The sequence below is a fragment of the Pseudomonas sp. S8 genome, assembly GCF_050473925.1.
In the GTDB taxonomy this organism is placed as follows: Bacteria; Pseudomonadota; Gammaproteobacteria; order Pseudomonadales; family Pseudomonadaceae; genus Aquipseudomonas; species Aquipseudomonas parakoreensis.
The window spans coordinates 5,413,028-5,436,561 of the sequence record NZ_JBFDVZ010000016.1; the positions used below are offsets into that span (position 1 = coordinate 5,413,028).

At 60.4% G+C, this 23,534-nt stretch carries 29 protein-coding genes; 11 read left to right on the forward strand and 18 right to left on the reverse strand.

The window, feature by feature from the left end; all coding sequences use genetic code 11:
• Positions 1–54: 54 nt before the first annotated feature.
• Entirely contained in the window at positions 55–573 is a 519-nt protein-coding gene (locus tag AB1J88_RS25670) for an acyloxyacyl hydrolase (protein WP_027612230.1), read from the forward strand.
• A 93-nt stretch (positions 574–666) separates the two neighbouring features.
• On the opposite strand, the gene AB1J88_RS25675 is transcribed toward AB1J88_RS25670, so the two are convergent.
• The 12 genes from AB1J88_RS25675 to AB1J88_RS25730 form a co-directional block, all read right to left on the reverse strand.
• Entirely contained in the window at positions 667–972 is a 306-nt protein-coding gene (locus tag AB1J88_RS25675; RefSeq protein ID WP_041072462.1) for a YkgJ family cysteine cluster protein, read from the reverse strand.
• 53 nt (positions 973–1,025) lie between these two features.
• A complete protein-coding gene (locus AB1J88_RS25680) occupies positions 1,026–1,517 on the reverse strand; it encodes a DUF2878 domain-containing protein (protein ID WP_430292227.1) in 492 nt (163 codons plus the stop codon).
• Positions 1,510–2,775 (reverse strand): SAM-dependent methyltransferase, encoded by a 1,266-nt coding sequence (locus AB1J88_RS25685; RefSeq protein ID WP_041072458.1) that lies wholly within the window; start codon positions 2,773–2,775, stop codon positions 1,510–1,512. Before AB1J88_RS25685 ends, AB1J88_RS25680 begins: the two co-directional genes overlap by 8 nt.
• Positions 2,762–3,577, reverse strand: coding sequence for a DUF1365 domain-containing protein (locus AB1J88_RS25690; protein WP_108183776.1), 816 nt, complete (start codon positions 3,575–3,577; stop codon positions 2,762–2,764). Before AB1J88_RS25690 ends, AB1J88_RS25685 begins: the two co-directional genes overlap by 14 nt.
• Complete coding sequence (locus AB1J88_RS25695; protein ID WP_430292229.1) at positions 3,574–4,821, reverse strand: NAD(P)/FAD-dependent oxidoreductase; 1,248 nt, start codon at positions 4,819–4,821, stop codon at positions 3,574–3,576. The genes AB1J88_RS25690 and AB1J88_RS25695 overlap by 4 nt, the downstream gene beginning before the upstream one ends.
• Positions 4,818–5,600 carry an SDR family NAD(P)-dependent oxidoreductase gene (locus AB1J88_RS25700; RefSeq protein WP_108183774.1) on the reverse strand — a complete coding sequence of 261 codons (783 nt, stop codon included), beginning with the start codon at positions 5,598–5,600 and terminating at the stop codon, positions 4,818–4,820. Before AB1J88_RS25700 ends, AB1J88_RS25695 begins: the two co-directional genes overlap by 4 nt.
• Entirely contained in the window at positions 5,597–6,019 is a 423-nt protein-coding gene (locus AB1J88_RS25705) for a nuclear transport factor 2 family protein (protein ID WP_041072450.1), read from the reverse strand. The genes AB1J88_RS25700 and AB1J88_RS25705 overlap by 4 nt, the downstream gene beginning before the upstream one ends.
• Positions 6,012–7,457 carry a deoxyribodipyrimidine photo-lyase gene (gene phrB / locus AB1J88_RS25710; RefSeq protein WP_430292230.1) on the reverse strand — a complete coding sequence of 482 codons (1,446 nt, stop codon included), beginning with the start codon at positions 7,455–7,457 and terminating at the stop codon, positions 6,012–6,014. Before phrB ends, AB1J88_RS25705 begins: the two co-directional genes overlap by 8 nt.
• A gap of 11 nt (positions 7,458–7,468) precedes the next feature.
• Positions 7,469–8,410: a MerR family transcriptional regulator gene (locus AB1J88_RS25715; RefSeq protein WP_430292232.1), complete on the reverse strand. Its 942-nt coding sequence runs from the start codon at positions 8,408–8,410 to the stop codon at positions 7,469–7,471.
• On the reverse strand, positions 8,410–9,372 hold the full coding sequence (locus AB1J88_RS25720) for a YbgA family protein (protein ID WP_041072444.1): 963 nt from the start codon (positions 9,370–9,372) through the stop codon (positions 8,410–8,412). The genes AB1J88_RS25715 and AB1J88_RS25720 overlap by 1 nt, the downstream gene beginning before the upstream one ends.
• A 167-nt stretch (positions 9,373–9,539) precedes the next feature.
• A complete protein-coding gene (locus AB1J88_RS25725; protein ID WP_047296480.1) occupies positions 9,540–9,755 on the reverse strand; it encodes a TIGR02450 family Trp-rich protein in 216 nt (71 codons plus the stop codon).
• Complete coding sequence (locus AB1J88_RS25730; RefSeq protein ID WP_047296478.1) at positions 9,752–10,738, reverse strand: NAD(P)/FAD-dependent oxidoreductase; 987 nt, start codon at positions 10,736–10,738, stop codon at positions 9,752–9,754. The genes AB1J88_RS25725 and AB1J88_RS25730 overlap by 4 nt, the downstream gene beginning before the upstream one ends.
• 197 nt (positions 10,739–10,935) lie before the next feature.
• On the opposite strand from AB1J88_RS25730, the gene AB1J88_RS25735 reads away from it, so the two are divergent.
• Positions 10,936–11,838, forward strand: a complete 903-nt coding sequence (locus AB1J88_RS25735) for a TIGR01777 family oxidoreductase (protein ID WP_086791607.1) — start codon at positions 10,936–10,938, stop codon at positions 11,836–11,838.
• A 13-nt stretch (positions 11,839–11,851) separates the two neighbouring features.
• On the forward strand, positions 11,852–12,877 hold the full coding sequence (gene hemH / locus AB1J88_RS25740) for a ferrochelatase (RefSeq protein ID WP_430292233.1): 1,026 nt from the start codon (positions 11,852–11,854) through the stop codon (positions 12,875–12,877).
• Positions 12,878–13,027: 150 nt separating this feature from the next.
• On the opposite strand, the gene AB1J88_RS25745 is transcribed toward hemH, so the two are convergent.
• Both AB1J88_RS25745 and upp read right to left on the reverse strand, forming a co-directional pair.
• Entirely contained in the window at positions 13,028–14,302 is a 1,275-nt protein-coding gene (locus AB1J88_RS25745; protein ID WP_007951684.1) for a uracil-xanthine permease family protein, read from the reverse strand.
• A gap of 2 nt (positions 14,303–14,304) precedes the next feature.
• A complete protein-coding gene (upp, locus tag AB1J88_RS25750; RefSeq protein ID WP_041072432.1) occupies positions 14,305–14,943 on the reverse strand; it encodes a uracil phosphoribosyltransferase in 639 nt (212 codons plus the stop codon).
• Positions 14,944–15,105: 162 nt separating this feature from the next.
• On the opposite strand from upp, the gene AB1J88_RS25755 reads away from it, so the two are divergent.
• The 3 genes from AB1J88_RS25755 to AB1J88_RS25765 all read left to right on the forward strand — a co-directional run bounded on the left by AB1J88_RS25755 (position 15,106) and on the right by AB1J88_RS25765 (position 16,629).
• Positions 15,106–15,663 carry a hypoxanthine-guanine phosphoribosyltransferase gene (locus AB1J88_RS25755; RefSeq protein ID WP_041072430.1) on the forward strand — a complete coding sequence of 186 codons (558 nt, stop codon included), beginning with the start codon at positions 15,106–15,108 and terminating at the stop codon, positions 15,661–15,663.
• Between the two features lie 135 nt (positions 15,664–15,798).
• Positions 15,799–16,278 (forward strand): hypothetical protein, encoded by a 480-nt coding sequence (locus AB1J88_RS25760; RefSeq protein WP_430292235.1) that lies wholly within the window; start codon positions 15,799–15,801, stop codon positions 16,276–16,278.
• A 63-nt stretch (positions 16,279–16,341) separates the two neighbouring features.
• Positions 16,342–16,629 carry a PA4642 family protein gene (locus tag AB1J88_RS25765; protein WP_222018409.1) on the forward strand — a complete coding sequence of 96 codons (288 nt, stop codon included), beginning with the start codon at positions 16,342–16,344 and terminating at the stop codon, positions 16,627–16,629.
• Between the two features lie 161 nt (positions 16,630–16,790).
• Here AB1J88_RS25765 and mqo read toward each other — a convergent pair whose 3' ends face one another.
• On the reverse strand, positions 16,791–18,299 hold the full coding sequence (gene mqo / locus AB1J88_RS25770) for a malate dehydrogenase (quinone) (RefSeq protein WP_041072424.1): 1,509 nt from the start codon (positions 18,297–18,299) through the stop codon (positions 16,791–16,793).
• 708 nt (positions 18,300–19,007) lie between these two features.
• Positions 19,008–19,241, reverse strand: a complete 234-nt coding sequence (locus AB1J88_RS25775) for a hypothetical protein (protein WP_041072422.1) — start codon at positions 19,239–19,241, stop codon at positions 19,008–19,010.
• 203 nt (positions 19,242–19,444) lie between these two features.
• Here AB1J88_RS25775 and AB1J88_RS25780 point away from each other — a divergent pair, with 203 nt between their 5' ends.
• The gene (locus tag AB1J88_RS25780) at positions 19,445–20,029 is read left to right on the forward strand and encodes a YajG family lipoprotein (protein WP_025109324.1); all 585 of its coding nucleotides are present in this window, start codon (positions 19,445–19,447) and stop codon (positions 20,027–20,029) included.
• 179 nt (positions 20,030–20,208) lie between these two features.
• Here AB1J88_RS25780 and AB1J88_RS25785 read toward each other — a convergent pair whose 3' ends face one another.
• Positions 20,209–20,415 carry a hypothetical protein gene (locus AB1J88_RS25785; protein ID WP_027612213.1) on the reverse strand — a complete coding sequence of 69 codons (207 nt, stop codon included), beginning with the start codon at positions 20,413–20,415 and terminating at the stop codon, positions 20,209–20,211.
• A gap of 194 nt (positions 20,416–20,609) precedes the next feature.
• On the opposite strand from AB1J88_RS25785, the gene AB1J88_RS25790 reads away from it, so the two are divergent.
• Positions 20,610–20,888, forward strand: a complete 279-nt coding sequence (locus tag AB1J88_RS25790) for a hypothetical protein (RefSeq protein WP_007967709.1) — start codon at positions 20,610–20,612, stop codon at positions 20,886–20,888.
• 144 nt (positions 20,889–21,032) lie between these two features.
• On the opposite strand, the gene AB1J88_RS25795 is transcribed toward AB1J88_RS25790, so the two are convergent.
• Positions 21,033–22,196: a 1-acyl-sn-glycerol-3-phosphate acyltransferase gene (locus AB1J88_RS25795; RefSeq protein ID WP_179294961.1), complete on the reverse strand. Its 1,164-nt coding sequence runs from the start codon at positions 22,194–22,196 to the stop codon at positions 21,033–21,035.
• Between the two features lie 142 nt (positions 22,197–22,338).
• On the opposite strand from AB1J88_RS25795, the gene AB1J88_RS25800 reads away from it, so the two are divergent.
• The 3 genes from AB1J88_RS25800 to AB1J88_RS25810 are packed head-to-tail and all read left to right on the forward strand — an operon-like array spanning position 22,339 to position 23,451.
• The gene (locus tag AB1J88_RS25800; RefSeq protein ID WP_020799766.1) at positions 22,339–22,521 is read left to right on the forward strand and encodes a CPXCG motif-containing cysteine-rich protein; all 183 of its coding nucleotides are present in this window, start codon (positions 22,339–22,341) and stop codon (positions 22,519–22,521) included.
• A 9-nt stretch (positions 22,522–22,530) separates the two neighbouring features.
• On the forward strand, positions 22,531–22,791 hold the full coding sequence (locus AB1J88_RS25805; RefSeq protein WP_025109321.1) for a putative signal transducing protein: 261 nt from the start codon (positions 22,531–22,533) through the stop codon (positions 22,789–22,791).
• A gap of 36 nt (positions 22,792–22,827) precedes the next feature.
• Positions 22,828–23,451: an SOS response-associated peptidase gene (locus AB1J88_RS25810; protein WP_047599203.1), complete on the forward strand. Its 624-nt coding sequence runs from the start codon at positions 22,828–22,830 to the stop codon at positions 23,449–23,451.
• Positions 23,452–23,534 lie beyond the last annotated feature (83 nt).

The following is a 23,534-nucleotide window of genomic DNA, read 5'->3' on the forward strand; positions in this document are numbered from 1 at the left end:
ACCGCTGGGTTTACTAAAAAACCAAACGATCGTTCCGGAAAAGGAAGTTTCAAAGTGAAGCGACTATTCTGCTTGGCCGCGATTGCGGCTGCACTGATGGGGCAAAGTATTACCGCACAAGCGGCAGGCGTTGAGTTTGCAGTGGGTGCGACCAGCGATTCGACAATGACGTATCGCCTGGGCATGAATTTCGATTGGGACAAGAGCTGGCTGCAAAGTGACGTCGGTCGCCTGACCGGTTACTGGAGCGGTGCCTACACGTATTGGGAGGGTGACAAGACTTCCAGCAACAACAGCCTGTCGTTCTCGCCGGTGTTCGTTTACGAGTTTGCCGGTCAGTCGGTCAAGCCGTATGTTGAGGCGGGCATTGGTGTCGCAGCGTTCTCCAACACCAAATATGAAAGCAACAACATCGGCGGCTCTTTCCAGTTCGAAGACCGCATCGGTTTTGGCCTGCGCTTCAATGGCGGGCATGAAGTCGGGATCCGAGCGACGCACTATTCCAACGCCGGCCTGGCCAGCAGCAACGACGGTGTAGAAAGCTACGCGCTGCATTACACGATGCCGCTGTAAGCAAGATCAAAAGATCGCAGCCTGCGGCAGCTCCTACAGGAAAACCCAATCCCCTGTAGGAGCTGCCGCAGGCTGCGATCTTTTTGCATCTAATCAACGGTAGGCCGTGGCAATGCCTTTGCGTTCTTCAATGCACTCCGGTGCACCCATCTCGAACTCGCGACAGATCAGCGGACGTCGTTCGTAGATCGTGCACATCATGCTGTCGCGATCCAGCGCCGCGCACCAACCGTCGTCCAGACGCAGCATGACTTCACCGCCCCACTCATCGGTATCGATAAAGCGCTCAGGCACGCCGGTGTCGGTGATCAGCATCACCTCAAGCTGGCAGCAGCACGCCGCGCAGGTCGAACAGGTGACCGCTGGCTCGGTGATTTGCTGGTGGGGAATGGTTTTCATGCCGGGCAGTGTAAGGCAGCCGCCGGGTATCGTGTGAAAGGTCTGACAGACGCTCAGTGGCTCAAGCGCCGCGCCATGGCATGCAACAACGGAAACAGCAGGGCCCACATCAGGCCGATGCCGATCAGGGTCGGCACTTCACCGTAGGGGAATCGCACGCCGGCCAGATGTCCGCCGCCGTAATAGGATACTGCGCCGCCCACTGCACCGAGGGCGCTGGCCAGCCACCAGGGACGGGCGCTCCATTGCAGGCAATGACGCAACGTGGTGGCGAGCAAGGCCCAGAGCAGCATCAGCCACAGCGGAATCAGTGGCGACAGATCCTGGAATTCGAACACCCCGGCAGCCCGCAACAGGCTGTCTACCGCCGTGCCGACAATCACCACGCTGAGGATCAGGCGACCTTCCGCCGCCCAACTGCTGATCCAGCCCAGATGAATCACCAGCACCGCCAGCGCCAGCAGCAGCCACAGACTGTTGCCGCCGATGACACAGGCCAGCCAGCCGACCTGAAACAGCACAGCATTGGCCACTCGCTCAAGCATCGAAGCGCCCGAGCAACGGCGCCGGCATGGCCGCCGGTTTCGCCAGCAGCAATTGCGCCGTGCCGATGGTGCGCTCCAGAAACCCGCCTTCGCAGTAGCACAGGTAAAACTCCCACAGCCGCAGGAAGTAATCGTCGTAACCCAATTCGCTCAAACGGCCATGGGCGCGGCGGAAGTTTTCGTGCCACAGGCGCAGGGTACGGGCGTAGTGCAGGCCGAAGTCTTCCATGTGCAACAGGTTCATGTCGGTCTCGCGGCTGACCACTTCAAGCATCTTTTGCACGCAGGGCAGGGCGCCGCCGGGGAAGATGTAGCGCTGGATGAAGTCGACGCCGCGCTTGGCCTGTTCGTAGCGCTGCTCGCGGATAGTGATTGCCTGCAACAGCATCAGGCCGTTGCTCTTGAGCAGGTGCGCGCATTGTTTGAAGTAGGTCGGCAGGAAGCGATGGCCGACCGCTTCGATCATTTCGATCGACACCAGTTTGTCGTACTCGCCGGTGAGGTCGCGGTAATCCTTGAGCAGCAGCGTCACCCGATCCTGCAACCCCAGGGCTTCAATGCGCTTGGCGGTAAACGCGTACTGCTCTTTCGACAGGGTCGTGGTGGTGACGCGGCAACCGTAATGCTGCGCAGCATAGAGCGCCATGCTGCCCCAGCCGGTGCCGATCTCCAGCAGGTGGTCTTCGGGTTGGAGCGCGAGCTTCTGGCAGATCCGTTCCAGCTTGTTCAGTTGTGCCTGTTCCAGGCTGTCCTCGGGCGTGAGGAACTGCGCGGCCGAATACATCATGGTCGGGTCGAGAAACTGTTCGAACAGATCGTTGCCCAGGTCATAGTGCGCGGCGATGTTTTTCTGCGAGCCCTTGCGCGTGTTGCGGTTGAGCCAGTGCAGGCCTTGCACCAGTGGCCGGCTGAGGCGGGCCAGGCCGCGTTCCATGGCGTCGAGTACGTCGAGGTTGCTGACGAACACGCGCACCACCGCGGTCAGGTCCGGCGAATTCCAGTAACCGTGGATAAATGCTTCGCCGGCACCAATCGAGCCGTTACCGGCGACCATGCCCCACACCGCCGCGTCTTGCACATGGATTTCACCGAGCAGGTGGCTGCCCGGCGTACCGAACATCAGGCGCTCGCCGTCCTCGACCACCAACAACTGCCCGTGTTTGAGTCGGCTCAGTTGCCGCAATACGCCGCGCCGCAGCAGCGAGCCGGTCAAGCCGTTGGTGCTGAAGCGACTGACAGTCAGGCTAGAGGATTTCATGGCGGTGCTCCTTGGGAGGCACAGTGGCGATTTGGAAGCTGCCGTCGGCAGCCTGATGAGCAAAAATCGGCGCGCGTTTGAGCAACAGGCGCAGGGCTTGCCAATAAATGGCCAGACAGGTTTTCGCGGTCATCCACGGAAAGCGCCGCAAGTAGCGGTGCAGGCTGCGGCGATCAAGGGGCTCGCGCTGCAAGTTCAACGTGGCGTCGAACAGCTTGAGGTCGCCCTGCCAGTCGGCCATGTGCACGCCGAGGTTTTGCGCGGCCGGGCTGAAACTCATGCGGTACTCCAGATCGCGCGGCAGGAACGGCGAAACATGAAAGGCCTTGGCCACGGCGAAATGCTGATGAAAGTCTTGCAAGTGGGTCGGCGTGCGGGCGGGCAATACGTAGTGATAACGTTCGCGCCACGGCGTGTTGGTCACTTCGCAGAGAATCGCCGCCAGTTGCCCGTCGGCCTCGTGACAATAAAAGAAACTCACCGGATTGAACGCCAGACCCCAACTGCGCGGCTGGGTCAGCAGGCAGACCGAACCTTGCGGCTGGTAGCCAAGGGCGGTTGCGACCTGCTGGCGCACCGCGTCGATCAGGCGCATGCCGCTGCCGGTAAAGGTTTTCAGGTAATCGGTTTCGCGAAATGAAAACGGCGCAAAACGGCTGCGGCTGGCAAACGGCGACAGTTCGAACACGGCGTCCTGTTCGGCCAGATCGAGGTACAGCAGACCGATCCGGTAGCGGAATTCGTGGCGTCTGGGTGCAAAGCGTCGATGGCCGATCCAGCCGCTGTACAGGGCGCTGTTCATAAGCTTTCCCCGAACGCGGCGGCCACGCTTAATGCGCTGACCACGCCGTCCTCATGAAAACCGTTGGCCCAGTAAGCGCCGCAGTAGTGGGTGTGCTGCTGACCGTCGATTTCGGCCCAGCGGTTCTGCGCCGCGACCGCCGCGAGGCTGAATTGCGGGTGGGCGTAAGTGTATTTGGCCAGCACCTTGAACGGGCTGATCCCGGCGCTCTGGTTGAGGCTGACGCAGAACGTGGTGTCGCTCTGAATGCCCTGCAGGATGTTCATGTCGTAAGTGACGGCCGCGTGGGTATGGCCGGCGCCGCTCAAGCGATAGTTCCAGCTGGCCCACGCGAGTTTGCGGGTCGGCAGCAGACGGGTATCGGTATGCAACACGACTTCGTTATCGGCATAGGGCAGGGCGCCGAGGATCGAGCGTTCCGCCTGGCTTGGCGTGCCAAGCAATTGCAGGGCCTGGTCGCTGTGGCAGGCAAGCACGACTTTGTCGAAACGCTCGATGCCGGCCGGGCTGTGGATAACCACGCCGTGTTCATCGCGATCGATGCGCGTCACCGGGCAACTGAGGCGGATCTTGTCCTGGAACGCTGCGGTCAGTGGCGCGACATAGGCACTGGAGCCGCCCTCGATCACCTGCCATTGCGGGCGATCACTGACTGACAACAGGCCATGGTTCTTGAAGAAGCGCACGAAGAATTGCAGCGGAAAATTGAGCATCTCGGCCATCGGCATCGACCAGATCGCCGAGCCCATCGGCACGATGTAGTGCAGGATGAAACGTTCACCATAACCGCCAGCCTTGAGGTAATCGTCGAGGGTGGTGTCGGCGGCGATCCGCTGTTCGGCGAGGTCGCGCTGGGCTTCTTTATTGAAGCGCAGGATGTCGCGCAACATCCCCCAGAACCCCGGTGACAGCAGATTGCTGCGTTGGGCAAAGAGGCTGTTGAGGTTGTTGCCGTTGTATTCCAGACCGGAATCCGGGTCGGTCACCGAAAAGCTCATTTCGGTCGGTTTGAACGACACCCCGAGCTGGCCGAGCAAACGAATGAAGTTCGGGTAGGTCCAGTCGTTGAACACGATGAAACCGGTGTCCACGTGGTATTCGCGGCCGTCGACGGTTACCTGCACGGTGTGCGTGTGGCCGCCCACCCAGTCGCTGGCCTCGAACACCGTGATGTCGTGTCGGCGATTGAGCAGGTGAGCGCAGGTCAGGCCGGCGATTCCGCTGCCGACAATGGCAATCTTCATATCGGGTCTCGCAGCGGTGGGTTGCTGCGCACCATGCGCTTGCCGATCGCCAGTTGCAGACGCGCCGGCAGTTTCGACAGGGGCCACAGTGCCGCCATGAACAGTGCCGGAAAAGCGATTTCCAGAGGCCGGTTATCGAGATGGCTGAAGATATGCCGCGCGGCTTTATCCACAGGCCAGCTCAACGGCATCGGGAAGTCGTTCTTTGCGGTGAGTGGCGTTTCGACAAAGCCCGGGCTGATGATCGTGACGTCGATGCCCTCGACCGCCAGGTCGATACGCAGCGATTCAAACAGGTAACGCAGCCCGGCCTTCGATGCGCCATAGGCTTCGGCCCGGGGCAGCGGCAGATAGGTGACCGAGCTGGCCATCCCGACCAGATGCGGCGCGGTGCCTTTGCGCAGCAACGGCAGGGCGGCTTCGATGCAGTAACTGCTGGCGAGCAGGTTGGTGCGCACTACGTGTTCGATGATCGAGGCATCGAACTGTCGGGCGTCCACGTATTCGCAGGTGCCGGCATTGAGAATCACGCTGTCCAGTGAACCCCAGGCCTGTTCGATCTGCTGACCGATTTCGCGCACGGTCTGACTGTTGGTCAGATCGCCCGCCACCACCAGCACTTGCCCCGGATAGCGTTGCGACAGCACTTTGAGCGGTGCCACCTGACGCGAGCTGACCGCCAGATGCGCGCCGCTTTTCAGAATCTCTTCGGCCAGCGCTGCGCCGATGCCGCTGCTGGCACCGGTCAGCCAATACCGCCGTGGAGGTGTACGACTCATCCCATTCTCCTTTTCAGCCAGGCGATCACCCGGCCCAATACGGGTAAATGTTCATACAGCATGGCCCCGGCATCGAAATAATCCCGGTGGCGATAAACCTTGTCGCGCCACAGCAGGTGTGAACACCCGGAGACGCGAATCAACTGGCCACCCGCCAGGCGCGGGTGGCGGTAACTCATGACCCAGCGCAGGTAACCTTCACCGTCAGCGATCTGGTCGAAACCGTGAAAGTCGAAGCGCAATTCGCTGACGTTGGCGTAGAGCTCGCTGAAGTAGTTGCGCAGTTGCTTGAGCCCCTGCACTTCATGCAGCGGATCGGTGAAGTGAATGTCCTCGCTGTACAGGTCGCTCAGGCGTTGCAAGTTGTCCTTGTTCAACTCGGCGAACTGACGGGCGAAGCGGCGCAGGAATTCACTCATGGGCATCTTCCATGGACGAACGCGCCGGCAGGTTCTTGAAGGCCGCCAGCGCGCGTTCGCGCGAGGCCCCCAGATTGACGATCGGCGCCGGATAATCCGCCACGCCGAACAGTCCGCCGGCGCTGGCCGGGTTGTGTACTTCCTTCTTGTTCAGGCCGGCCAGTTCAGGCAGCCAGTGCTTGATGAACACACCTTCGCTGTCGAATTTTTCCGATTGGCTGATCGGGTTGAAAATACGGAAGTACGGTGCCGAATCAGTGCCGGTCGAAGCGCTCCATTGCCAGCCGCCGTTGTTCGCTGCCAGGTCGCCGTCGATCAGGTGACGCATGAAAAAACGCTCGCCCTCACGCCAGTCGATCAACAGGTTTTTGGTCAGGAACATCGCCACCACCATCCGCAGACGGTTGTGCATCCAGCCGGTTTCCAGCAATTGGCGCATGGCCGCATCGATGATCGGCAAACCGGTGCGCGCTTCTTGCCACGCGGTCAGATCGTCCGGCGCATCACGCCAGGCCAGGGCCTCGGTTTCCAGGCGAAACGCGCGGTGACGCGACACCCGTGGATAACCCACCAGAATGTGCTTGTAGAACTCACGCCACAGCAGCTCGTTGATCCACGTCACCGCGCCGACCTTGCCGCTGTCGAACTCGCCCTGATTGCTTTGCAGGGCCGCATGCAGGCATTGGCGCGGCGAAATCACCCCGGCAGCCAAATAGGCCGAGAGTTGACTGGTGCCGGGTTTGGCCGGGAAGTCGCGTTCGCTCTGGTAGTAGTCGATTTGCGCGTCGGCGAAGGTGTCGAGACGGCGCCGGGCTTCCTGCTCGCCTGCCGGCCACAGGGCGCGCAATGACTCGCTCGGTGCTGCAAAACCTTTGATTGAGGCCGGCACCGGATCGCTGTCGATATTCAGCTTCGCTTGCTTGCCGGGTGCTTTTACCAACGCTGGTACCGAGCGATGCAGGCGCTCATAGCAGACCTTGCGGAATTGGCTGAACACCTGAAAGTATGTTTCGGTTTTGGTCAGTACCGTGCCGGGTCTGAACAGCAGTTGGTCGAGGTAGCTGTGAAAAGTGATGCCTCTGGTTTTCAGGGCCGCGGCGACGGCGGCGTCGCGCTGGCTTTCGTGGACGCCGTATTCTTCGTTGACGTGCACGGTTTCCACGTTCAGTTGCCGGCAAAGCTCAAGCAACACCGCCGGGGCCTGATCCCAATGGTCGGCAGTGCGCAGCAGCAACGGGATATTCAGCGCACCAAGGCTGGCACTCAATTCACGCAGGTTGCGCAACCAGAAGTCGATCTTGCACGCCGCGTCGTCATGTTCCAGCCATTGCTGCGGGCTCAACAGATACACGGCAACCGTCGGGCCGCGCGCAGCGGCAGCCGCGAGGGCGGTGTTGTCATGTTGGCGCAAGTCGCTGCGCAGCCAGATCAATTGCATCGCGGTTTCCATTAAATCAGCCCACGCTGAACGAGTACCTGATGGGCCGAGAGCGAATCTTCGGCCAGGATCAAATCAGCGATCTCAAGGGTTCTTACGGACAACTCGGTCTGGTGGATGCATACCGTTGGTCCGACGAGCATTTTTGCCGCGCTGATGCCGTTCAGCAGTTTCGGCAACTGCGCCAGGTTCATTGCCTTGCTGGAATACAGCAGCACTCCTCGCGCTTGCAGGTGGTCGACCGCCAGCGCCAGTTCTCCGGCCGGAAGAGGCCAGTCGAACACTTGTACCGGGCAGTCGGCACTGCTGATCAGCCACGCGCAGAGCCACAGGTGTGGTTCCAGCGCCAGGTCCGAGTGATTGATCAGCAGCAGCGGTGCAGCGTGCAATTGCCGATTGTTATGGTAGATGCGCGCGCCGAATTTGCTGCGCAACCACGAATAAAAGAACACACGCTCCATCTGCGCACCGAACTGTCCTTGCCAGCGCTGTTCGAGTTCGGCCAGCAGCGGCAGAAGTAATTGCTCGCACAGCGTGCGTGGCGGGTACAGGGCCATGGCCTGGTTGATGCTGTCGTCGAGATTGCGTTCATTGAGCTGGATGACGGCGCCGAGCAAGGCCTGACGCTGTCGTTGCCAGTCGTTCTCCACCGTCTCGGTGAAGGCTTGCGGCGCGTCGAGCAACGGTTTGACCTGACTGACCGCCACGCCTCGGTTGAGCCAGGTCAGAATGGTCAGGATGCGTTGCACATGTTCGCTGGAATACAGGCGATGGCCCTTGGGCGTGCGCTGCGGCACGATCAACCCGTAACGGCGCTCCCAGGCGCGCAGGGTAATGGCGTTGACGCCGGTCTGCCGCGCCACTTCGCGGATGGGTAGCCAGCCCTCGTCGAGGGCTTTCTTGAAGTCCGCACCGAGGTCTTCCCGGGCGCTGCTGTCGAGTGTGTCGTTCATCAAATGGCGTTTCGCAGGCTGAGGTTTTCCGGATGCGGCTGCAGGTACACCTGTTGCGCGATGTACGGATCCGGGTGTTGGCGAAAATGATGTTTGAGCAAGGTCAGCGGCACCACCAGCGGCACGATGCCGTGACGGTACTGGCCGATGACATGCTGCATTTCCTGTTTGTCTTCAGGGCTGATCGCCTGTTTCAGATAGCCGCTGATGTGCTGCAGGACGTTGCTGTGGGTACGGCGGGTGGCGCATTTCTTCAACGCGCTCATCAGCTCGCTGAAATAGCGCGGGCCGAGTTCGACCGGATCGGTCTGGGCCATGTTGCCCAGCAATTTGCCCAAGGCTTTGTATTGCTCAGGGTTGTGCGCCATCAACAGGTATTTGTAGCGCGAGTGGAATTCGGTCAGTGCGCGGCGGCTCAAGCCTTGTTTGAGCACTTGTTGCCAGGCGCTGTAGGCGAGTACGCGGGTGATGAAGTTTTCCCGCAGCACCGGATCGTTCAGGCGTCCGGCTTCTTCCACCGGCAGATCCGGGTGCTGCGCACAGAACGCCTGAGCGTAGATGCCACGGCCACCACCGTTCACCGGCGCGCCGTTGGCGTGATAGACCTTGACCCGCTCCAGACCGCACGAAGGCGACTGCTGCATGAAGATATAGCCGCAGATGTCATTGAGCTCGCCGGCCATTTTCTGCCCGTAGGCCGCCAGCGGTTCGGTGACATTGATTTGCGGGTTGACGGTGCCGACCGCTTCAGGAGCGTCCGGATCCCCGACCAGGCGGATCGGCTCGCGAGGAATGCCCAGTCCTATCGCGACTTCAGGACAAACCGGGACGAATTCGAAATGCTCGGCGAGGGTGCGGCTGCACAGCCGCGATTCCTTGTGCCCGCCGTTGTAGCGCACTTCGGCGCCCATCAGGCAGGCGCTGATGGCGATTTTGGGCCGCAAAGCAGAAAGATCGGACATGCACACCTCGAATCTATTCCTGTACAGGTATTTATTTCTGTACAACTTTTCCTCAGCATAGATTCATGCGTGTACAAGTCAACTCATTTGTATAAGTTTTTCAGGTTTAACGCTGTCCACTGTGGGAGCGGGCTTGCTCGCGAAGGCGACGGATCAGGGGGTAGTGTTTACTTCCAGCCCTGGAGCCATTCAGTCGAAATCTTCAGGCGCTGCCAATCAAGCCTTTCGCTGCGCTGCGTCAGGACTGCCTGCAACTCGATCTCCAGCACCGTACCTTCCTCATCACGGAACAGCTCGGTGACCAGAAAATGCTTTTCACGGTTTTGCGGGTGGGCTGCTGTCCACTTCGAGAGCAGCAGCTTTTGCGGATTGATGCGGTTCATTGCAGGTGTTCGTGCAAACGGCGTGCAGCTTCCTGGCCGCTGAGCCAGGCCCCCTCGACGCGCCCCGACAGGCACCAGTCGCCGCAGGCATACAAGCCCAGATCGGCGTCGGCCAGCGTGCCCCATTCGTGGCCGGTCGCAGGGCGCGCGTAGAGCCAGCGGTGGGCGAGGCTGAAGGTCGGCGCGGGCATGGCGCTGTGCAGCAGTTCGGCGAAGGCACCGTGCAGTTGCTCGATCACCGCTTCCTTGGGCAGGTCGATGTGTTGCCGGCTCCAGGCGCTGCTGGCGTGCAGCACCCAGGTGTCGCACGTCGTGTCACGTCCCGGTTTGCTGCGGTTGCGTGCCAGCCAGTCGAGCGGGCTGTCCTGCACAAAGCAACCTTCGATCGGTGTGTCCAGTGGCGTATCGAAGGCGAGGGCGACGGCCCAGGTCGGGTCCATTTTCACCCCGGCGGCCGCGCCGGCGAGTTTCGGTGCGGCGGCCAGCAATGCGGTGGCTTGCGGCGCCGGGGTGGCGATCACCACATGGCTGAAGGGGCCATGGGTGAAGCCTTCGGCGTCCTGCAAATGCCAATGTTCTTCGCCGCGAAACACCTCGGTGATGCGGCAGGCAAAGTGCACTTCCAGGCCATTGAGCAAGCCGCGGGTGATGGCGCTCATGCGCGGCGTGCCGACCCAACGGGTCTGCTCGTCCGGCGACAGATTCAATTGCCCGCCCTGACAGGTGTAGAGCTGCGGTTGCCATTCGGCGACCCAGCCCTGGCTCTGCCAGCGCTGCACCTCGGTGACGAAACGCCGGTCGCGGGCGGTGAAATATTGCGCGCCCATGTCCAGAGAACCGGCGTCGCTGCGTTTGCTCGACATGCGCCCGCCGCTGCCGCGGCTTTTGTCGAAGAGCTGGACGGTGTGTCCGGCCTCTGTCAGCGCTTGCGCGGCGGAGAGTCCGGCGATGCCGGTGCCGATGATTGCGATAGGTACAGTCATAGGGGCCTCGTTTACCTTTCTGTACAGACTACGCCGTGAATGAAACCTGTACAATTTTGTTTTTTGGTATAACTTCTAGCGTTCTCGTTCTGACAGCTTGGCCTATGGTTAAACAATAGAGCCTGCCCGATAGAAAAGATCCCTGCTTATAAAAATAGACTAGTGATCCGGGTAAAACGCCACGCGAGGAAGATGTCATGCGCATATTGCTGACCGGCGGTACTGGTTTGATCGGACGTCAGCTCTGTCAGTATTGGTCCAGGCAAGGCCATCAACTGACGGTGTGGAGTCGGCGTCCGGAGAAGGTCGCGCAGATCTGCGGTGCGCAGGTGCGCGGTATTGCCCGTCTCGAAGACTTCGGCAACGAGCCACTGGATGCAATCGTCAATCTGGCTGGAGCACCGATCGCGGATCGGCCATGGACCCATCGGCGCAAAGCGTTGTTGTGGAGCAGCCGCATCACCCTGACCGAAACCCTGCTGGCCTGGCTGGAAACACGACAACAGAAACCGGCGTTGTTGATTTCCGGCTCTGCAGTCGGTTGGTACGGTGACGGCGGTGAGCGCGAGCTGACCGAGGACTCACCGCCGGTGATCGACGATTTTGCCAGCCAGTTGTGCATCGCCTGGGAGGAAACCGCGCAGCGTGCCGAAGCATTGGGCGTGCGCGTGGTGCTGGTACGAACCGGGCTGGTGCTATCAGCCGAGGGCGGCTTTTTGTCGCGGCTGTTGCTGCCGTTCAAGCTTGGGCTGGGCGGGCCTTTGGGCAATGGTCGGCAGTGGATGCCATGGATTCATATTGATGATCAAATCGCCCTGATTGATTTTCTTCTGCACCGCGATCAGGCGAGCGGTCCTTATAATGCCTGCGCACCGAAACCGGTGCGCAATCGCGAGTTTGCCAAAACGCTGGGCAGCGTGCTGCATCGTCCGGCGTTCATGCCGATGCCGGCCCTGGCGCTGAAGGTCGGGCTTGGCGAAATGTCATTGCTGTTGCTGGGGGGCCAACGCGCCATGCCGGCACGCTTGCTGGAAGCGGGTTTCACTTTCCAGTTCACGGATTTGCGCGCGGCTCTGGATGATCTCTCCGGCCGCCTTTGAAATAGGACGATGCATGACCGATCACGCCTTGCTTCTGGTCAACCTGGGCTCCCCGGCCTCCACTTCGGTGGCCGATGTACGCAGCTACCTCAATCAATTTCTGATGGACCCGTACGTGATCGACCTGCCGTGGCCGGTGCGGCGGCTGTTGGTGTCGCTGATCCTGATCAAGCGCCCTGAGCAATCGGCCCATGCCTACGCTTCGATCTGGTGGGAGGAGGGCTCGCCGCTGGTGGTGCTCAGCCGTCGTCTGCAGCAGCAGATGACCACCCGGTGGACCCATGGCCCGGTGGAACTGGCCATGCGTTACGGCGAGCCGTCGATTGAAACCAGGTTGCTGCAACTGGTGGCTGCGGGGCACAAGCGCATCACGCTGGCGCCGCTTTATCCACAGTTCGCCGACAGCACCACCACCACGGTGATCGAAGAAGCCAAGCGGGTGATTCGCGAGAACAGACTCGACGTGAAACTGTCGGTGCTGCAACCGTTCTACGATCAGCCGGAATACCTCGATGCACTGGTCGCCAGTGCCCAACCGCACTTGCAGCAGGATTACGATCACTTGCTGCTGAGCTTCCATGGCTTGCCGGAGCGGCACCTGACCAAGCTCGATCCGACGGGCAATCACTGCCTCAAAAACGAAGACTGCTGCAAGAATGCCTCGCCGGCTGTGCTGGCCACCTGTTACCGCGCCCAGTGCATACGCACCGCCGCCGAGTTCGCCAGGCGCGCGGGCATTGCCGATGGCAAATGGTCGGTGTCGTTTCAGTCGCGTCTGGGGCGGGCGAAGTGGATCGAACCCTACACTGAAGCGCGGCTGGATGAGCTGGCGAAAAGCGGCGTGAAAAAGATTCTGGTGATGTGCCCGGCGTTTGTCGCCGATTGCATCGAGACGCTGGAAGAGATCGGTGATCGCGGTCAGGAACAGTTCCGCGAGGCGGGGGGCGAGGAGCTGGTGCTGGTGCCGTGCCTGAATGACGACCCGCAATGGGCGAAGGCGTTGGCAATCCTGTGTGAAAGAGCGCCGTTGGCGCTGTAGCTGTTGTGGCGAGGGAGCTTGCTCCCGCTGGGTTGCGAAGCAGCCCCAAACCCTGCGAACGCGGTTCACAGGAAACCGCATCCGCCGAGTTTATGACTGCTTCGCAGTCAAGCGGGAGCAAGCTCCCTCGCCACAGGTCATGAGCAGATTTTAGATCAGCGGCTCATCCGCCTTCTTGTGCTTCCAGCTGTCATTGCCCGGCAGGATCAGGTTCAGCGCAATGGCCACCACCGCGCACAACGCGATGCCTTTGAGGCCGAAGTCGTCCGGGCCAGTGCCGGTGCCGACCAGCACACCGCCGATACCGAATACCAGGGTCACCGAGACGATCACCAGATTGCGCGCTTCGCCCAGATCGATCTTGTGACGGATCAGGGTGTTCATCCCCACCGCGGCAATCGAGCCGAACAGCAGGCACAGAATCCCGCCCATCACCGGCACCGGAATGCTTTGCAGCAGCGCGCCGAACTTGCCGATGAACGCCAGGGTGATGGCGAAGATCGCCGCCCAGGTCATGATTTTCGGGTTGTAGTTCTTGGTCAGCATCACCGCGCCGGTCACTTCGGCATAGGTGGTGTTTGGTGGGCCGCCAAACAGGCCGGCGGCCGTGGTAGCGATGCCGTCACCCAGCAAGGTGCGATGCAGGCCCGGCTTCTTCAGATAGTCACGACCGGTCACACTGCCCACGGCAATGACGCCGCCGATGTGCTCGATGGCCGGCGCCAGCGCCACCGGAACGATGAACAGGATCGCCTGCCAGTTGAACTCGGGGGCGGTGAAGTGCGGCAGGGCGAACCATGGCGCGGCAGCAATCTTCGCGGTATCGACCACGCCGAAATAAAACGACATGGCAAAACCGACCAGCACCCCGGAAATGATCGGCACCAGACGGAAAATGCCTTTGCCGAACACCGCCACGATCAGCGTGGTCAGCAGCGCCGGCATCGAGATCATCATCGCGGTCTGGTAATGGATCAGCTCGGAACCATCACCCGCCTTGCCCATTGCCATGTTCGCGGCAATCGGCGCCATGGCCAGGCCGATGGAAATGATCACCGGACCAATCACTACCGGTGGCAGCAGACGGTCAATGAAACCGGTGCCTTTGATCTTCACGGCAAGGCCGAGGAAGGTATAGACGAAACCGGCCGCCATCACGCCGCCCATGGTCGCGGCGAGGCCGAACTGGCCCTTGGCGAGAATGATCGGAGTGATGAAGGCAAAGCTCGACGCGAGGAACACCGGCACCTGACGCCCGGTGACGATCTGGAACAGGATCGTCCCCAGACCTGCGGTAAACAGTGCCACGTTCGGGTCAAGACCCGTGATTAGCGGCATCAGCACCAGGGCGCCGAAAGCCACGAACAGCATCTGGGCACCGGACAGCACCGTGCGCCAGAGCGGATCGTTGAACTCTTGCTGCATGTTTACGCGTCCTTCTGCTTGGTGCCGAAGATCTTGTCACCGGCGTCGCCAAGCCCAGGGATGATGTAACCGTGCTCGTTCAAGCGCTCATCGATGGACGCGGTGTAGATGGTCACGTCCGGGTGAGCCTTTTCTACGGCAGCGATACCTTCCGGCGCGGCGACCAGCACCATTGCGCGGATGTCCTTGCAGCCGGCTTTCTTCAGCAGGTCGATGGTCGCGACCATGGAGCTGCCGGTGGCGAGCATCGGGTCGATGATCATCGCCAACCGTTCGTCGATTTCCGGAACCAGTTTTTCCAGGTAGGTGTGCGCTTGCAGGGTTTCTTCGTTGCGGGCGACGCCCACTGCGGAAACCTTGGCACCCGGGATCAGACTCAGCACGCCTTCGAGCATGCCGATGCCGGCGCGCAGGATCGGCACGACGGTGATCTTCTTGCCGGCGATTTTCTCCACCGACACGGTGCCGCACCAACCTGGAATATCGTAGGTTTCCAGGGGCAGGTCTTTGGTAGCTTCATAGGTCAACAGGGCGCCGACTTCCTGAGCAAGCTCACGGAAATTCTTGGTGCTGATGTCAGCGCGGCGCATCAGGCCGAGTTTATGGCGGATCAGCGGATGGCGGATCTCGAGGATGGGCATGGAAAAACTCCGGCGGCGGGCAAAAAAACCGGCCTAGATTAATCTATCCGAGGGTGATGTCCTATAGGACATTGAGTACGTTAGTCCATTAACGCTTGATTCGACCTCGCGGGATGCGTACCTTTGCCCGCTTTTCCAATTCCGCCACCCCTGGAGAGCGCCATGTCCGCTGATCTCGAGCATATCCGTCAAATCATGCGAGAGGCTGACTGCCTGTACACCGAAGCTGAAGTCGAGGCCGCCATCGCCCGCGTCGGTGCACACATCAACGAACAACTGGCCGACAGCAACCCGGTGGTGTTCTGCGTGATGAACGGCGGCCTGATCTTCTCCGGCAAACTGCTGACTCATCTGCAGTTCCCGCTGGAAGCCTCCTACCTGCACGCCACCCGTTATCGCAACGAAACCAGCGGCGGCGACCTGTTCTGGAAAGCCAAGCCGGAAGTCTCGTTCATCGACCGCGACGTGCTGATCATCGACGACATCCTCGACGAAGGTCACACCCTGGGCGCGATCATCGACTTCTGCAAACACGCCGGCGCGCGCAAAGTGCACACCGCCGTGCTGATCGACAAGGACCACGACCGCAAGGCACGTCCTGACCTGAAGGCAGACTTCGTCGGCCTGCCGTGCGTTGACCGCTACATCTTCGGTTACGGCATGGACTACAAAGGCTACTGGCGCAACGCCAACGGGATCTTTGCCGTTAAAGGCATGTAAGCAAGATCAAAAGATCGCAGCCTTCGGCGGCTCCTACAGGGGGATTGATGTACACCCTGTAGGAGCTGCCGAAGGCTGCGATCTTTTGCTTTTAATCCCATGCTAGAGTGCTCGGCCTCGCCCCCGGAGCCTGTCATGAGCCTTCTGATCCGCAGCCTTGCCGCCCTGTTGCTGACCCTCAGCCTGCCCCTGGCCGCCGCCCCGATGCACAGCCAATTCCTGCCGCCGGACGACCTGACCCTGCGTGATGCCGAACCCGAGCAGCAACAACTGCTGCAGGTCACCGATTATTCGGTGGTGATCGGTGCGCAACGCCAGTCCAATCAGCAGCCGATTCCGGTGACCTCACCGCTGATGATCCGCCTCAAGGGCAAGTCGCTGAACAAGGGCGCGACCATCACCCAGGTGCTGGTCAATTTCGATGGCGAAAGCAAAAGCCTGAAAAAACCGGTTTATGACGACAAGAGCAAGACCCTGACCCTGTTCTACCCGCTGGCTCAATACCGGGTGGTGGTCGATCTGCTGCGCAACGACACCGTGTATGTACAGTTCCTCAGTTACGCCAACGGCCACATCTGGGCCGATCTGCACACCGGGGCCGTTCGTGCGCGTTGAGCCTTGTGGCTGGGCAGGGGTAAACTGCCCGCCCCGTGTAATGTCTGCGAGCTGGAGTCGGCAATGCGTAAAGATAAGAAACAGGTGATTGGTGACGAGATCGGCGATGAGCAGATCAAGCTGTTCCTCGATTTTGAGCCGGTCGACGCCACTTCGCCGTCGCTGCACAAACTGATCAAGGCCTACCGTGGCCTGCGCATCGACGATTTCGAGCGTTTCCTGACGTTCTTCGTGGCTGCCGGTTATGACGTGGATGGCAAGGACGAGCACGGTCAGACGTTTGTTGATTTGATCAAGGACCAGCGTAACGCGGCCGAGTACATCGAGCTGATCGACAAGGCTCGCGGTTAAGATCAAAAGACAAGATCAAAAGATCGCAGCCTTCGGCAGCTCCTACACTGGATTTGTGTTTACCCTGTAGGAGCTGCCGCAGGCTGCGATCTTTTGCTTTTCAGGGTCAATAAAAAACGCCCCGCACTCACTGAGTACGGGGCGTTTTTCATGTCGCAAGATCAAGCGAAGCTTGGGGTCTCGCTGCTTTCTTCAACCAGTTCCAGGGCGATGTTGTTCTGCGTGTTGATCTTGCGATACAGCGCAGCATCGGTTTCCAGAACCTTCTCGCGGGCCGGGAAGATTTCCGCCAGTTTGGCTGCCCACTCACCCTTGGCCTTGGCCGGGAAGCATTTCTCGATCAGTTCCAGCATGATCGAAACGGTTACCGAAGCACCTGGCGAAGCGCCGAGCAGGGCGGCGAGGGAGCCGTCTTTCGCTGCGACCAGCTCGGTACCGAATTGCAGGATGCCGCCCTTTTTCGGGTCCTTCTTGATGATCTGTACCCGTTGGCCGGCCACTTCCAGGCGCCAGTCTTCGGCTTTCGCCTCCGGGTAGAAGCGGCGCAGGGAGTCCAGACGCTGCTCCATCGATTGCATCACTTCGCTGACCAGGTACTTGGTCAGGTCCATGTTGTTTTTCGCCACTGCCAGCATCGGCCCGATGTTGCCCGCGCGAACCGACAGTGGCAGGTCCATGAAGGAGCCGTGCTTGAGGAACTTGGTGGTGAAACCGGCGTATGGCCCGAACAGCAGGGATTTCTTGCCGTCGACCACGCGGGTGTCCAGGTGCGGCACGGACATGGGTGGCGAACCCACCGCGGCCTGGCTGTAGACCTTGGCCTGGTGGTGCTTGACCACTTCCGGGTTATCGCAACGCAGCCACTGGCCACTGATCGGGAAGCCGCCGAAGCCTTTGCTTTCCTCGATGCCCGAAGCCTGCAGCAGCGGCAGGGCCGCGCCACCGGCGCCGAGGAAGACGAATTTGGCATCGACTTCACGGCTGTTGCCGCTGTTGACGTCCTTGATGCTGACGGTCCAGCCGGCGCCGTTACGCTTGAGGCCGGTCACGCGCTTGCAGTATTTGACCTGGGTGTCCGGTGCGCTGGTCAGGTGCTTGAGCAACTGATTGGTCAGGGCGCCGAAGTTGACGTCGGTGCCGTTCATCACGCGGGTCGCGGCCAGGACTTCGTCCGGCGAACGGCCCGGCATCATCAGCGGCATCCACTCGGCCATCTTGGCCTTGTCTTCGGTGTATTCCATGTCGGCGAAGGCGTGGTGCTTGTGCAGCACGTTGAAGCGTTCCTTGAGGAACGACACGCCTTTGTCACCCTGGACGAAGCTCAGGTGCGGCACCGGGCTGATGAAGGACTTGCACGAGCCGAAGGTGCCTTTTTTGGTCAGGTACGACCAGAACTGCTTGGACACTTCGAACTGGGTATTGATGTGCACGGCTTTCTTGATGTCGACGCTGCCGTCGGCGGCCTGCGGCGTGTAGTTCAGCTCGCACAGACCGGCGTGGCCGGTACCGGCGTTGTTCCACGGGTTGGAACTCTCCGCGGCCCCGGAATCCATCAACTCGACGACTTCCAGCTTGATCGTCGGGTCGAGTTCTTTGAGCAGTACTGCCAGGGTGGCACTCATGATGCCGGCCCCAACCAGAACTACGTCGACTGCTTCGTTATGCGCCATTTAACGCGTCTCCAAAATCTGCAGCACCAAATTGTCGGCATGGCTGCCAGGGAGTGGCGGGGCAGGTCAGTTAAGCCCCGGATAACCCATGGTCAGGTTCGTCATGTCCGAATCTTCGCAATTTTTCGCAACTTCGACGGATGCATGCGGCCTGGCTTCAAGAGTTGCATGAACTCATTTCAGCACGCGGCTGGCAATTCGACTTATGGTCGAGACATCCGTTTTGTGCAACCAAATCCGTAGCGGACAGGCTTCAGGCTCCGATGTTCGAGGTTTCCCCGGTCCTGTGTCGTTGGGCTGTTACAGACGCTAATGGTGCATGTTCAGACGCAAAACTATTCATTTGCTCGCCACACTCTTGTGAAGTTGTGAAAACCCGTTTTTTTCACGCTCTTTTGAAGACGTGAACCTCAAAAAAGGGCTGTCCAGGCCTGGCACCGTGCCCGCAAAGGCAAAACAACGCGGTGGCCGAGCGTATGACAGCTCTGCAGATTCGCGAAAAGCGGGGGGTTTGCCGGAAGAACAGGCAAGCGCGCCAACTTCACTCGATCTGTGTGGGCGGCTCTCTGTGGGCGATTTTGATGGCGAATGCAGGGCATTGCCGGTGTTGCGGGGCCCGATCAGGAGACGTCCTTATAATCGGGGGGAGATTGTATCGAAGAAATGCGGGCAGTTGGTCGAGTTTAATGACTTTTATTAGGCATCCGGTCAGATGCTCAACATCGCCTGGGCACGTGCGCGAGGCTGTTGCTCGATGACCCGGGCGCTGGCGGGCAGCGGCTGGTGCAACCAGTTGAGGCGGATTTCTTCGATTTCCACCCAGCCGTCGCCCATTGGCTTGAGGCTGCACTGTTTGAAGGCCTGGCAGTGGCCGTTGCGATCCAGCAGGGCGAAGCTGCGGTGCAGCGGACGTGGCGCGAACAACGAGATCAGATAACGCATGGCAAGTACCTTGTTGGGGACTGGTTTGAAGCTTGCCAGGCGGCCGTGACGCCAAGGTGTATGGGCGGTGAATAATCTGTGACAGGAACCGCATTCTCTCGGCTGGGTCAGACATTTGAGTATTCACCGTCGAGTGCTGGTGACCCGCAGTGGCCCACCGCTATACTGCCGGCCTGTTTGTGCCTGATTCTGGAGAAAAGAGCATGTTGCAACGCCTGTTGTTCGGTTTGATCACTGTGACCAGTTTGACCCTGGTTGGCTGCGCCCACAGCCCGCAACAACTGAGCCCGGAACCGAAGCTGACCACGCAGTTGGCCCCGGTCGGCCATGGCCAGCAAGTGGTGGTGCGCGTGGTTGACGGTCGTCCGTCGCCAACCCTCGGCACCCGTGGCGGCCTGTACCCGGAAACCAGCGCCATTACTGTACAACGCGAGCAGATCCTGCCGAAGTTGCAGGCCCAGGCTGAAGCCGCCGTGCGGCTGCTCGGCTTCACCCCGACCAGCAACGCGATGAATGCGCCGCAACTGACCGTGACCCTGACCGAGCTCAAGTACCAGTCGCCGAAAGAAGGCATGTACGTGACCGAGGCCACCATCGGCGCGACCTTCCGTTCCGACGTGCAGAGCGGCAACCGTCGTTACAGCGGCCGCTACGGTGCTTCGCTGGACCAGCGGTTCGGCATGGCGCCGAACCAGGAAACCAACACCAAGCTGGTCAGCGACGTGTTGAGCGACGCCTTGACTCGCCTGTTCAAGGACCCGACCGTGGGTCAGATCCTCGCCGAGTAAGCTGTTCGGCTGATGTGAAAAAGCCCGGTGCCAGTGATGGCGCCGGGCTTTTTCCTGCCTGCAGGACGACGCTAATCCCCTGTAGGAGCTGCCGAAGGCTGCGATCTTTTGACTTTGATTTTTAAAACAACATCAAAAGATCGCAGCCTGCGGCAGCTCCTACAGGGGGGCGATGGTGTTCAGGCGGCCTGGGAGTAGAAGTCGAGAACGCTCACACCGGTCAGCAGGTCAGTCTCCGGCAAATCCGCATGTTGATGCCCGCCGAGGGCGCAATACACCAGCCAGTGGCGATCCTGAACATTGAAGGCGAGACTGCCGACGAGGCTTTGTTGTTCGTCGGTCGGGGTGATGAGGTACAGGCGATCCTGGTTTTCGGCGTGCAGCATGTCGCGTTCCATGTGTGTTTCGAGGCGCGCATGGTGGCCGATGTAAATGACGATGCCGTGACACAGGGCAGCCATCGGTCGATTGTCAGGTTATTTGTCGCAAAGGGTAGGGCGGTGGCGGAGTGTTTCGGTAGAATCCGCGCCGCAGTCGTCGATCGGGCGCCTGCCACACCGATTCAGTTCCGAGGTCTGTGATGTCGCTGCACTTGATGACGCTGTTTACCGCCCATCCCGCCAAATTGATCAACCTGCTGGCGCTGGCTCTGGCTTTCCCGGGCAGTTGGCTGCTGCATGCGACTCGCCGTCGTGAACAACGCGCCATGGCCAGCATCGCCGCTCAGCGCCAGGCCCAACCGAACGCCGAACCGATTCTGGATTGGGCGACCTTGCGCATGAACCGCTTTTTCTACCGCTTCGGTTTTGCCTGCCTTGGCCTGGCCCTGATCGTCTCCTGGATCAGCACGCGCTTCTGAAGTGAATGCAAAACCTTGTGGCGAGGGGATTTATCCCCGATGGCCTGCGCAGCAGGCCCATGATTATTCAGGCAGAATCCTGGGGCCGCTTCGCGACCCATCGGGGATAAATCCCCTCGCCACAGTGTGATTTGCCAACAGTTTTTACAACGGCAACCCGGCCTTCACCCGGTACTGATTACGCACCGGCGTCGCATATTGCAGCACCAGATACGGACGGTGCTCCTCAGGGCAGGCGTCCAGACGGCTCTGCCATTCTTCCTGCGCCTTGGCCAGTTCGTCGGCGGGGAACAGCTCGGCAGCCTTCGGCACGTTCAGTTGCGGATCGGCATCGGCCCACTGCGCGTATGCCAGGTAATGCACCGGGAACAGGCGATAACCGCCGAGAATCTGCTTGTCCATCTCGACCGCCAATTGCTTGGTGTCTTCGAACAGCTCGGTGATTGGCGCGGCGAAGTTCACATGCACCCGGCCCTTGTAGCCCGTAATGCCCTTGGCAATGCTCACGTCATCCTCGCCCGGCGCCTTGGCGTAGGTGCCGGTGGTAGCGCGGATGTACAGCTCGCGGGCCTTGGCCTGGTCGCACGGGTCGTATTCGTAACTGATCGACACCGGAGTCAGGTTCAGCGACTGGATCACTTCGCCGAACGGCTCGTCCTTGCGGCTCATGTGGAACATCTTGAGGATCGCCGACTCGGTACGGTCGTCGCCGTCCTTGGCCCGGCCTTCGGCCTGCGCGATCCAGATCGAGGCGCAATCGTTGCGGATCGAGTGGTTGATGTACGCTGACAGTAATTGATACGCCGCCATCTTCTCGCGGCGCCCGGTGATCGAACGGTGCACGATGAAGCTCTTGTTCAGGCGCATCAGATCGCTGACAAAAGGCTTTTGCAGCAGGTTGTCGCCGATTGCGATGCGCGGCGTCGGCAGGCCGGCGTGGTACACCGCATAGTTGACGAAGGCCGGGTCCATCACGATGTCGCGGTGGTTGGCGATAAACAGATAAGCGCTGCCGGACTTGAATTGCTCGACACCCGTGTAGGTCACGCCGTCGGTGGCGCGCTCGATGGTGTGGTCGACGTAGGACTCGATCTTGTCCTGCAACGTCGCCACCGAGGTCACGCTGGCGAACTCACGACGCAGCCGATGGGCTATAAGTGGTTTGAGCATCCAACCGAAGGCACCGGCAAAACGCGGGAAGCGGAAGTGGGTGAGGATATCTAGAAACGCCTTGTCGCCGAGCAGTCTTGCCAGTACCACAGGTACTTCGCTGTCGTCGTAAGGTCGGATGGCATCGAATTCGCCCATCATGCTCTCTTGTTGGAAACGGCTAGGGTAAGTAAAGGTTTTGATCGAAAACCAACGGGGCACGGTCTGAAAAAGTAGCCAGACAAAAATAGCCCTGCAAATAGACCGGCGATTATACGCACAAGTCACCTGGGAGACCGCGATGCTGGAAAGCGCACTGTATGAATGTCCGTATTGTGGTGAAGAGGTAGAGACGACAGTGGACTTGTCCGGCGGCGATCAGACCTACATCGAGGACTGTCAGGTGTGTTGTCGACCGATTACGTTTGTCTTGCAGGTGCATGGCGAGGACTGGTTTCTGGAAGTGTTCAGTGAAAACGAATGAGGGGCGCCCATGCAGCGAATCTACGAGCCGGAAAACCTGATGGAAGGCGAGATGCTCAAGGGCATGCTCGCCAGCGAGGGCATCGAGGCGCACCTGGTGGGCCGGGATCTGCTCGGCGGCACGGGGGAGTTGCCGATTTTTGGCCTGCTGGGGTTGTCGGTCGATAACGATCAGGCCGAATACGCCCGCGAGCTGATCACCGCGTACAATGCCGCGCTGCCGCTGCCCGGCGATGAACCGGAGAGCTTCCCCGGGACGCTGGTCTGTTAGGCTGACGTTCGTTTTATTGCTGAGTCGTGTTGCCCCATGTGTGGACGTTATGCCCTGTTTCGCTGGAACCGCGACTTCGCGGCCCTGCCCGGATTTCCCGCCGATCAGCAGGCGCAGTGGAATATTTCTCCCAATGATTCGGTGTTGATGCTGCGCGCCGAGGCCGACGGCCAACGCACGCTGGCCCGCGCCCGTTGGGGGCTGACGCCGCCGTGGCTGACCGATCTATCGAAAACCCCGGCGCATGCCCGGGCGGAAACGGTCGCCGAGCAACCGATGTTCCGTGAAGCGCTGCGCCTGCGTCGTTGTCTGTTGCCGGCCAACGGTTTCTACGAATGGCGCGGCAATCTGCGCAAGCGCCCGTACTGGCTGACGCCGGGTGAGGGTTCATCGCTGTTTTTCGCGGCGATCTGGGAGGCGTATCCGGTGCAGGAGCAGGTGTGGCTGAGCACCGCCGTCATCACGCAGCCAGCGGCCAGTCAGCGCCGACCGTTGATTCTCGATGAGGCGGGGCAGGCGGCCTGGCTCGATCCCGCGACGCCGCTGCATGTGCTGCAGGGTTTGCTCGCCAGTGAGCCGGCGGCATTGCGCGAGCGGGTGCTGGCGAATCTGGTGAATGATCCGAAGCTCAATGGGCCGGAGTGTCTGACCCCGGGTTGATGTGAAAAGCGAAAAGATCGCAGACTGCGGCAGCTCCTACAGGATTGGTGTAGGAGCTGCCGCAGGCTGCGATCTTTTGATCT

What these genes read in the sequence shown, in the direction of transcription:
- AB1J88_RS25675 (WP_041072462.1), bottom strand. Translation starts at nt 972, where the DNA reads ATGAAAACCATTCCCCACCAGCAAATCACCGAGCCAGCGGTCACCTGT.
- AB1J88_RS25680 (WP_430292227.1), bottom strand. Translation starts at nt 1,517, where the DNA reads ATGCTTGAGCGAGTGGCCAATGCTGTGCTGTTTCAGGTCGGCTGGCTG.
- AB1J88_RS25685 (WP_041072458.1), bottom strand. Translation starts at nt 2,775, where the DNA reads ATGAAATCCTCTAGCCTGACTGTCAGTCGCTTCAGCACCAACGGCTTG.
- AB1J88_RS25690 (WP_108183776.1), bottom strand. Translation starts at nt 3,577, where the DNA reads ATGAACAGCGCCCTGTACAGCGGCTGGATCGGCCATCGACGCTTTGCA.
- AB1J88_RS25695 (WP_430292229.1), bottom strand. Translation starts at nt 4,821, where the DNA reads ATGAAGATTGCCATTGTCGGCAGCGGAATCGCCGGCCTGACCTGCGCT.
- AB1J88_RS25700 (WP_108183774.1), bottom strand. Translation starts at nt 5,600, where the DNA reads ATGAGTCGTACACCTCCACGGCGGTATTGGCTGACCGGTGCCAGCAGC.
- AB1J88_RS25705 (WP_041072450.1), bottom strand. Translation starts at nt 6,019, where the DNA reads ATGAGTGAATTCCTGCGCCGCTTCGCCCGTCAGTTCGCCGAGTTGAAC.
- phrB (WP_430292230.1), bottom strand. Translation starts at nt 7,457, where the DNA reads ATGCAATTGATCTGGCTGCGCAGCGACTTGCGCCAACATGACAACACC.
- AB1J88_RS25715 (WP_430292232.1), bottom strand. Translation starts at nt 8,410, where the DNA reads ATGAACGACACACTCGACAGCAGCGCCCGGGAAGACCTCGGTGCGGAC.
- AB1J88_RS25720 (WP_041072444.1), bottom strand. Translation starts at nt 9,372, where the DNA reads ATGTCCGATCTTTCTGCTTTGCGGCCCAAAATCGCCATCAGCGCCTGC.
- AB1J88_RS25725 (WP_047296480.1), bottom strand. Translation starts at nt 9,755, where the DNA reads ATGAACCGCATCAATCCGCAAAAGCTGCTGCTCTCGAAGTGGACAGCA.
- AB1J88_RS25730 (WP_047296478.1), bottom strand. Translation starts at nt 10,738, where the DNA reads ATGACTGTACCTATCGCAATCATCGGCACCGGCATCGCCGGACTCTCC.
- AB1J88_RS25735 (WP_086791607.1), top strand. Translation starts at nt 10,936, where the DNA reads ATGCGCATATTGCTGACCGGCGGTACTGGTTTGATCGGACGTCAGCTC.
- hemH (WP_430292233.1), top strand. Translation starts at nt 11,852, where the DNA reads ATGACCGATCACGCCTTGCTTCTGGTCAACCTGGGCTCCCCGGCCTCC.
- AB1J88_RS25745 (WP_007951684.1), bottom strand. Translation starts at nt 14,302, where the DNA reads ATGCAGCAAGAGTTCAACGATCCGCTCTGGCGCACGGTGCTGTCCGGT.
- upp (WP_041072432.1), bottom strand. Translation starts at nt 14,943, where the DNA reads ATGCCCATCCTCGAGATCCGCCATCCGCTGATCCGCCATAAACTCGGC.
- AB1J88_RS25755 (WP_041072430.1), top strand. Translation starts at nt 15,106, where the DNA reads ATGTCCGCTGATCTCGAGCATATCCGTCAAATCATGCGAGAGGCTGAC.
- AB1J88_RS25760 (WP_430292235.1), top strand. Translation starts at nt 15,799, where the DNA reads ATGAGCCTTCTGATCCGCAGCCTTGCCGCCCTGTTGCTGACCCTCAGC.
- AB1J88_RS25765 (WP_222018409.1), top strand. Translation starts at nt 16,342, where the DNA reads ATGCGTAAAGATAAGAAACAGGTGATTGGTGACGAGATCGGCGATGAG.
- mqo (WP_041072424.1), bottom strand. Translation starts at nt 18,299, where the DNA reads ATGGCGCATAACGAAGCAGTCGACGTAGTTCTGGTTGGGGCCGGCATC.
- AB1J88_RS25775 (WP_041072422.1), bottom strand. Translation starts at nt 19,241, where the DNA reads ATGCGTTATCTGATCTCGTTGTTCGCGCCACGTCCGCTGCACCGCAGC.
- AB1J88_RS25780 (WP_025109324.1), top strand. Translation starts at nt 19,445, where the DNA reads ATGTTGCAACGCCTGTTGTTCGGTTTGATCACTGTGACCAGTTTGACC.
- AB1J88_RS25785 (WP_027612213.1), bottom strand. Translation starts at nt 20,415, where the DNA reads ATGCTGCACGCCGAAAACCAGGATCGCCTGTACCTCATCACCCCGACC.
- AB1J88_RS25790 (WP_007967709.1), top strand. Translation starts at nt 20,610, where the DNA reads ATGTCGCTGCACTTGATGACGCTGTTTACCGCCCATCCCGCCAAATTG.
- AB1J88_RS25795 (WP_179294961.1), bottom strand. Translation starts at nt 22,196, where the DNA reads ATGGGCGAATTCGATGCCATCCGACCTTACGACGACAGCGAAGTACCT.
- AB1J88_RS25800 (WP_020799766.1), top strand. Translation starts at nt 22,339, where the DNA reads ATGCTGGAAAGCGCACTGTATGAATGTCCGTATTGTGGTGAAGAGGTA.
- AB1J88_RS25805 (WP_025109321.1), top strand. Translation starts at nt 22,531, where the DNA reads ATGCAGCGAATCTACGAGCCGGAAAACCTGATGGAAGGCGAGATGCTC.
- AB1J88_RS25810 (WP_047599203.1), top strand. Translation starts at nt 22,828, where the DNA reads ATGTGTGGACGTTATGCCCTGTTTCGCTGGAACCGCGACTTCGCGGCC.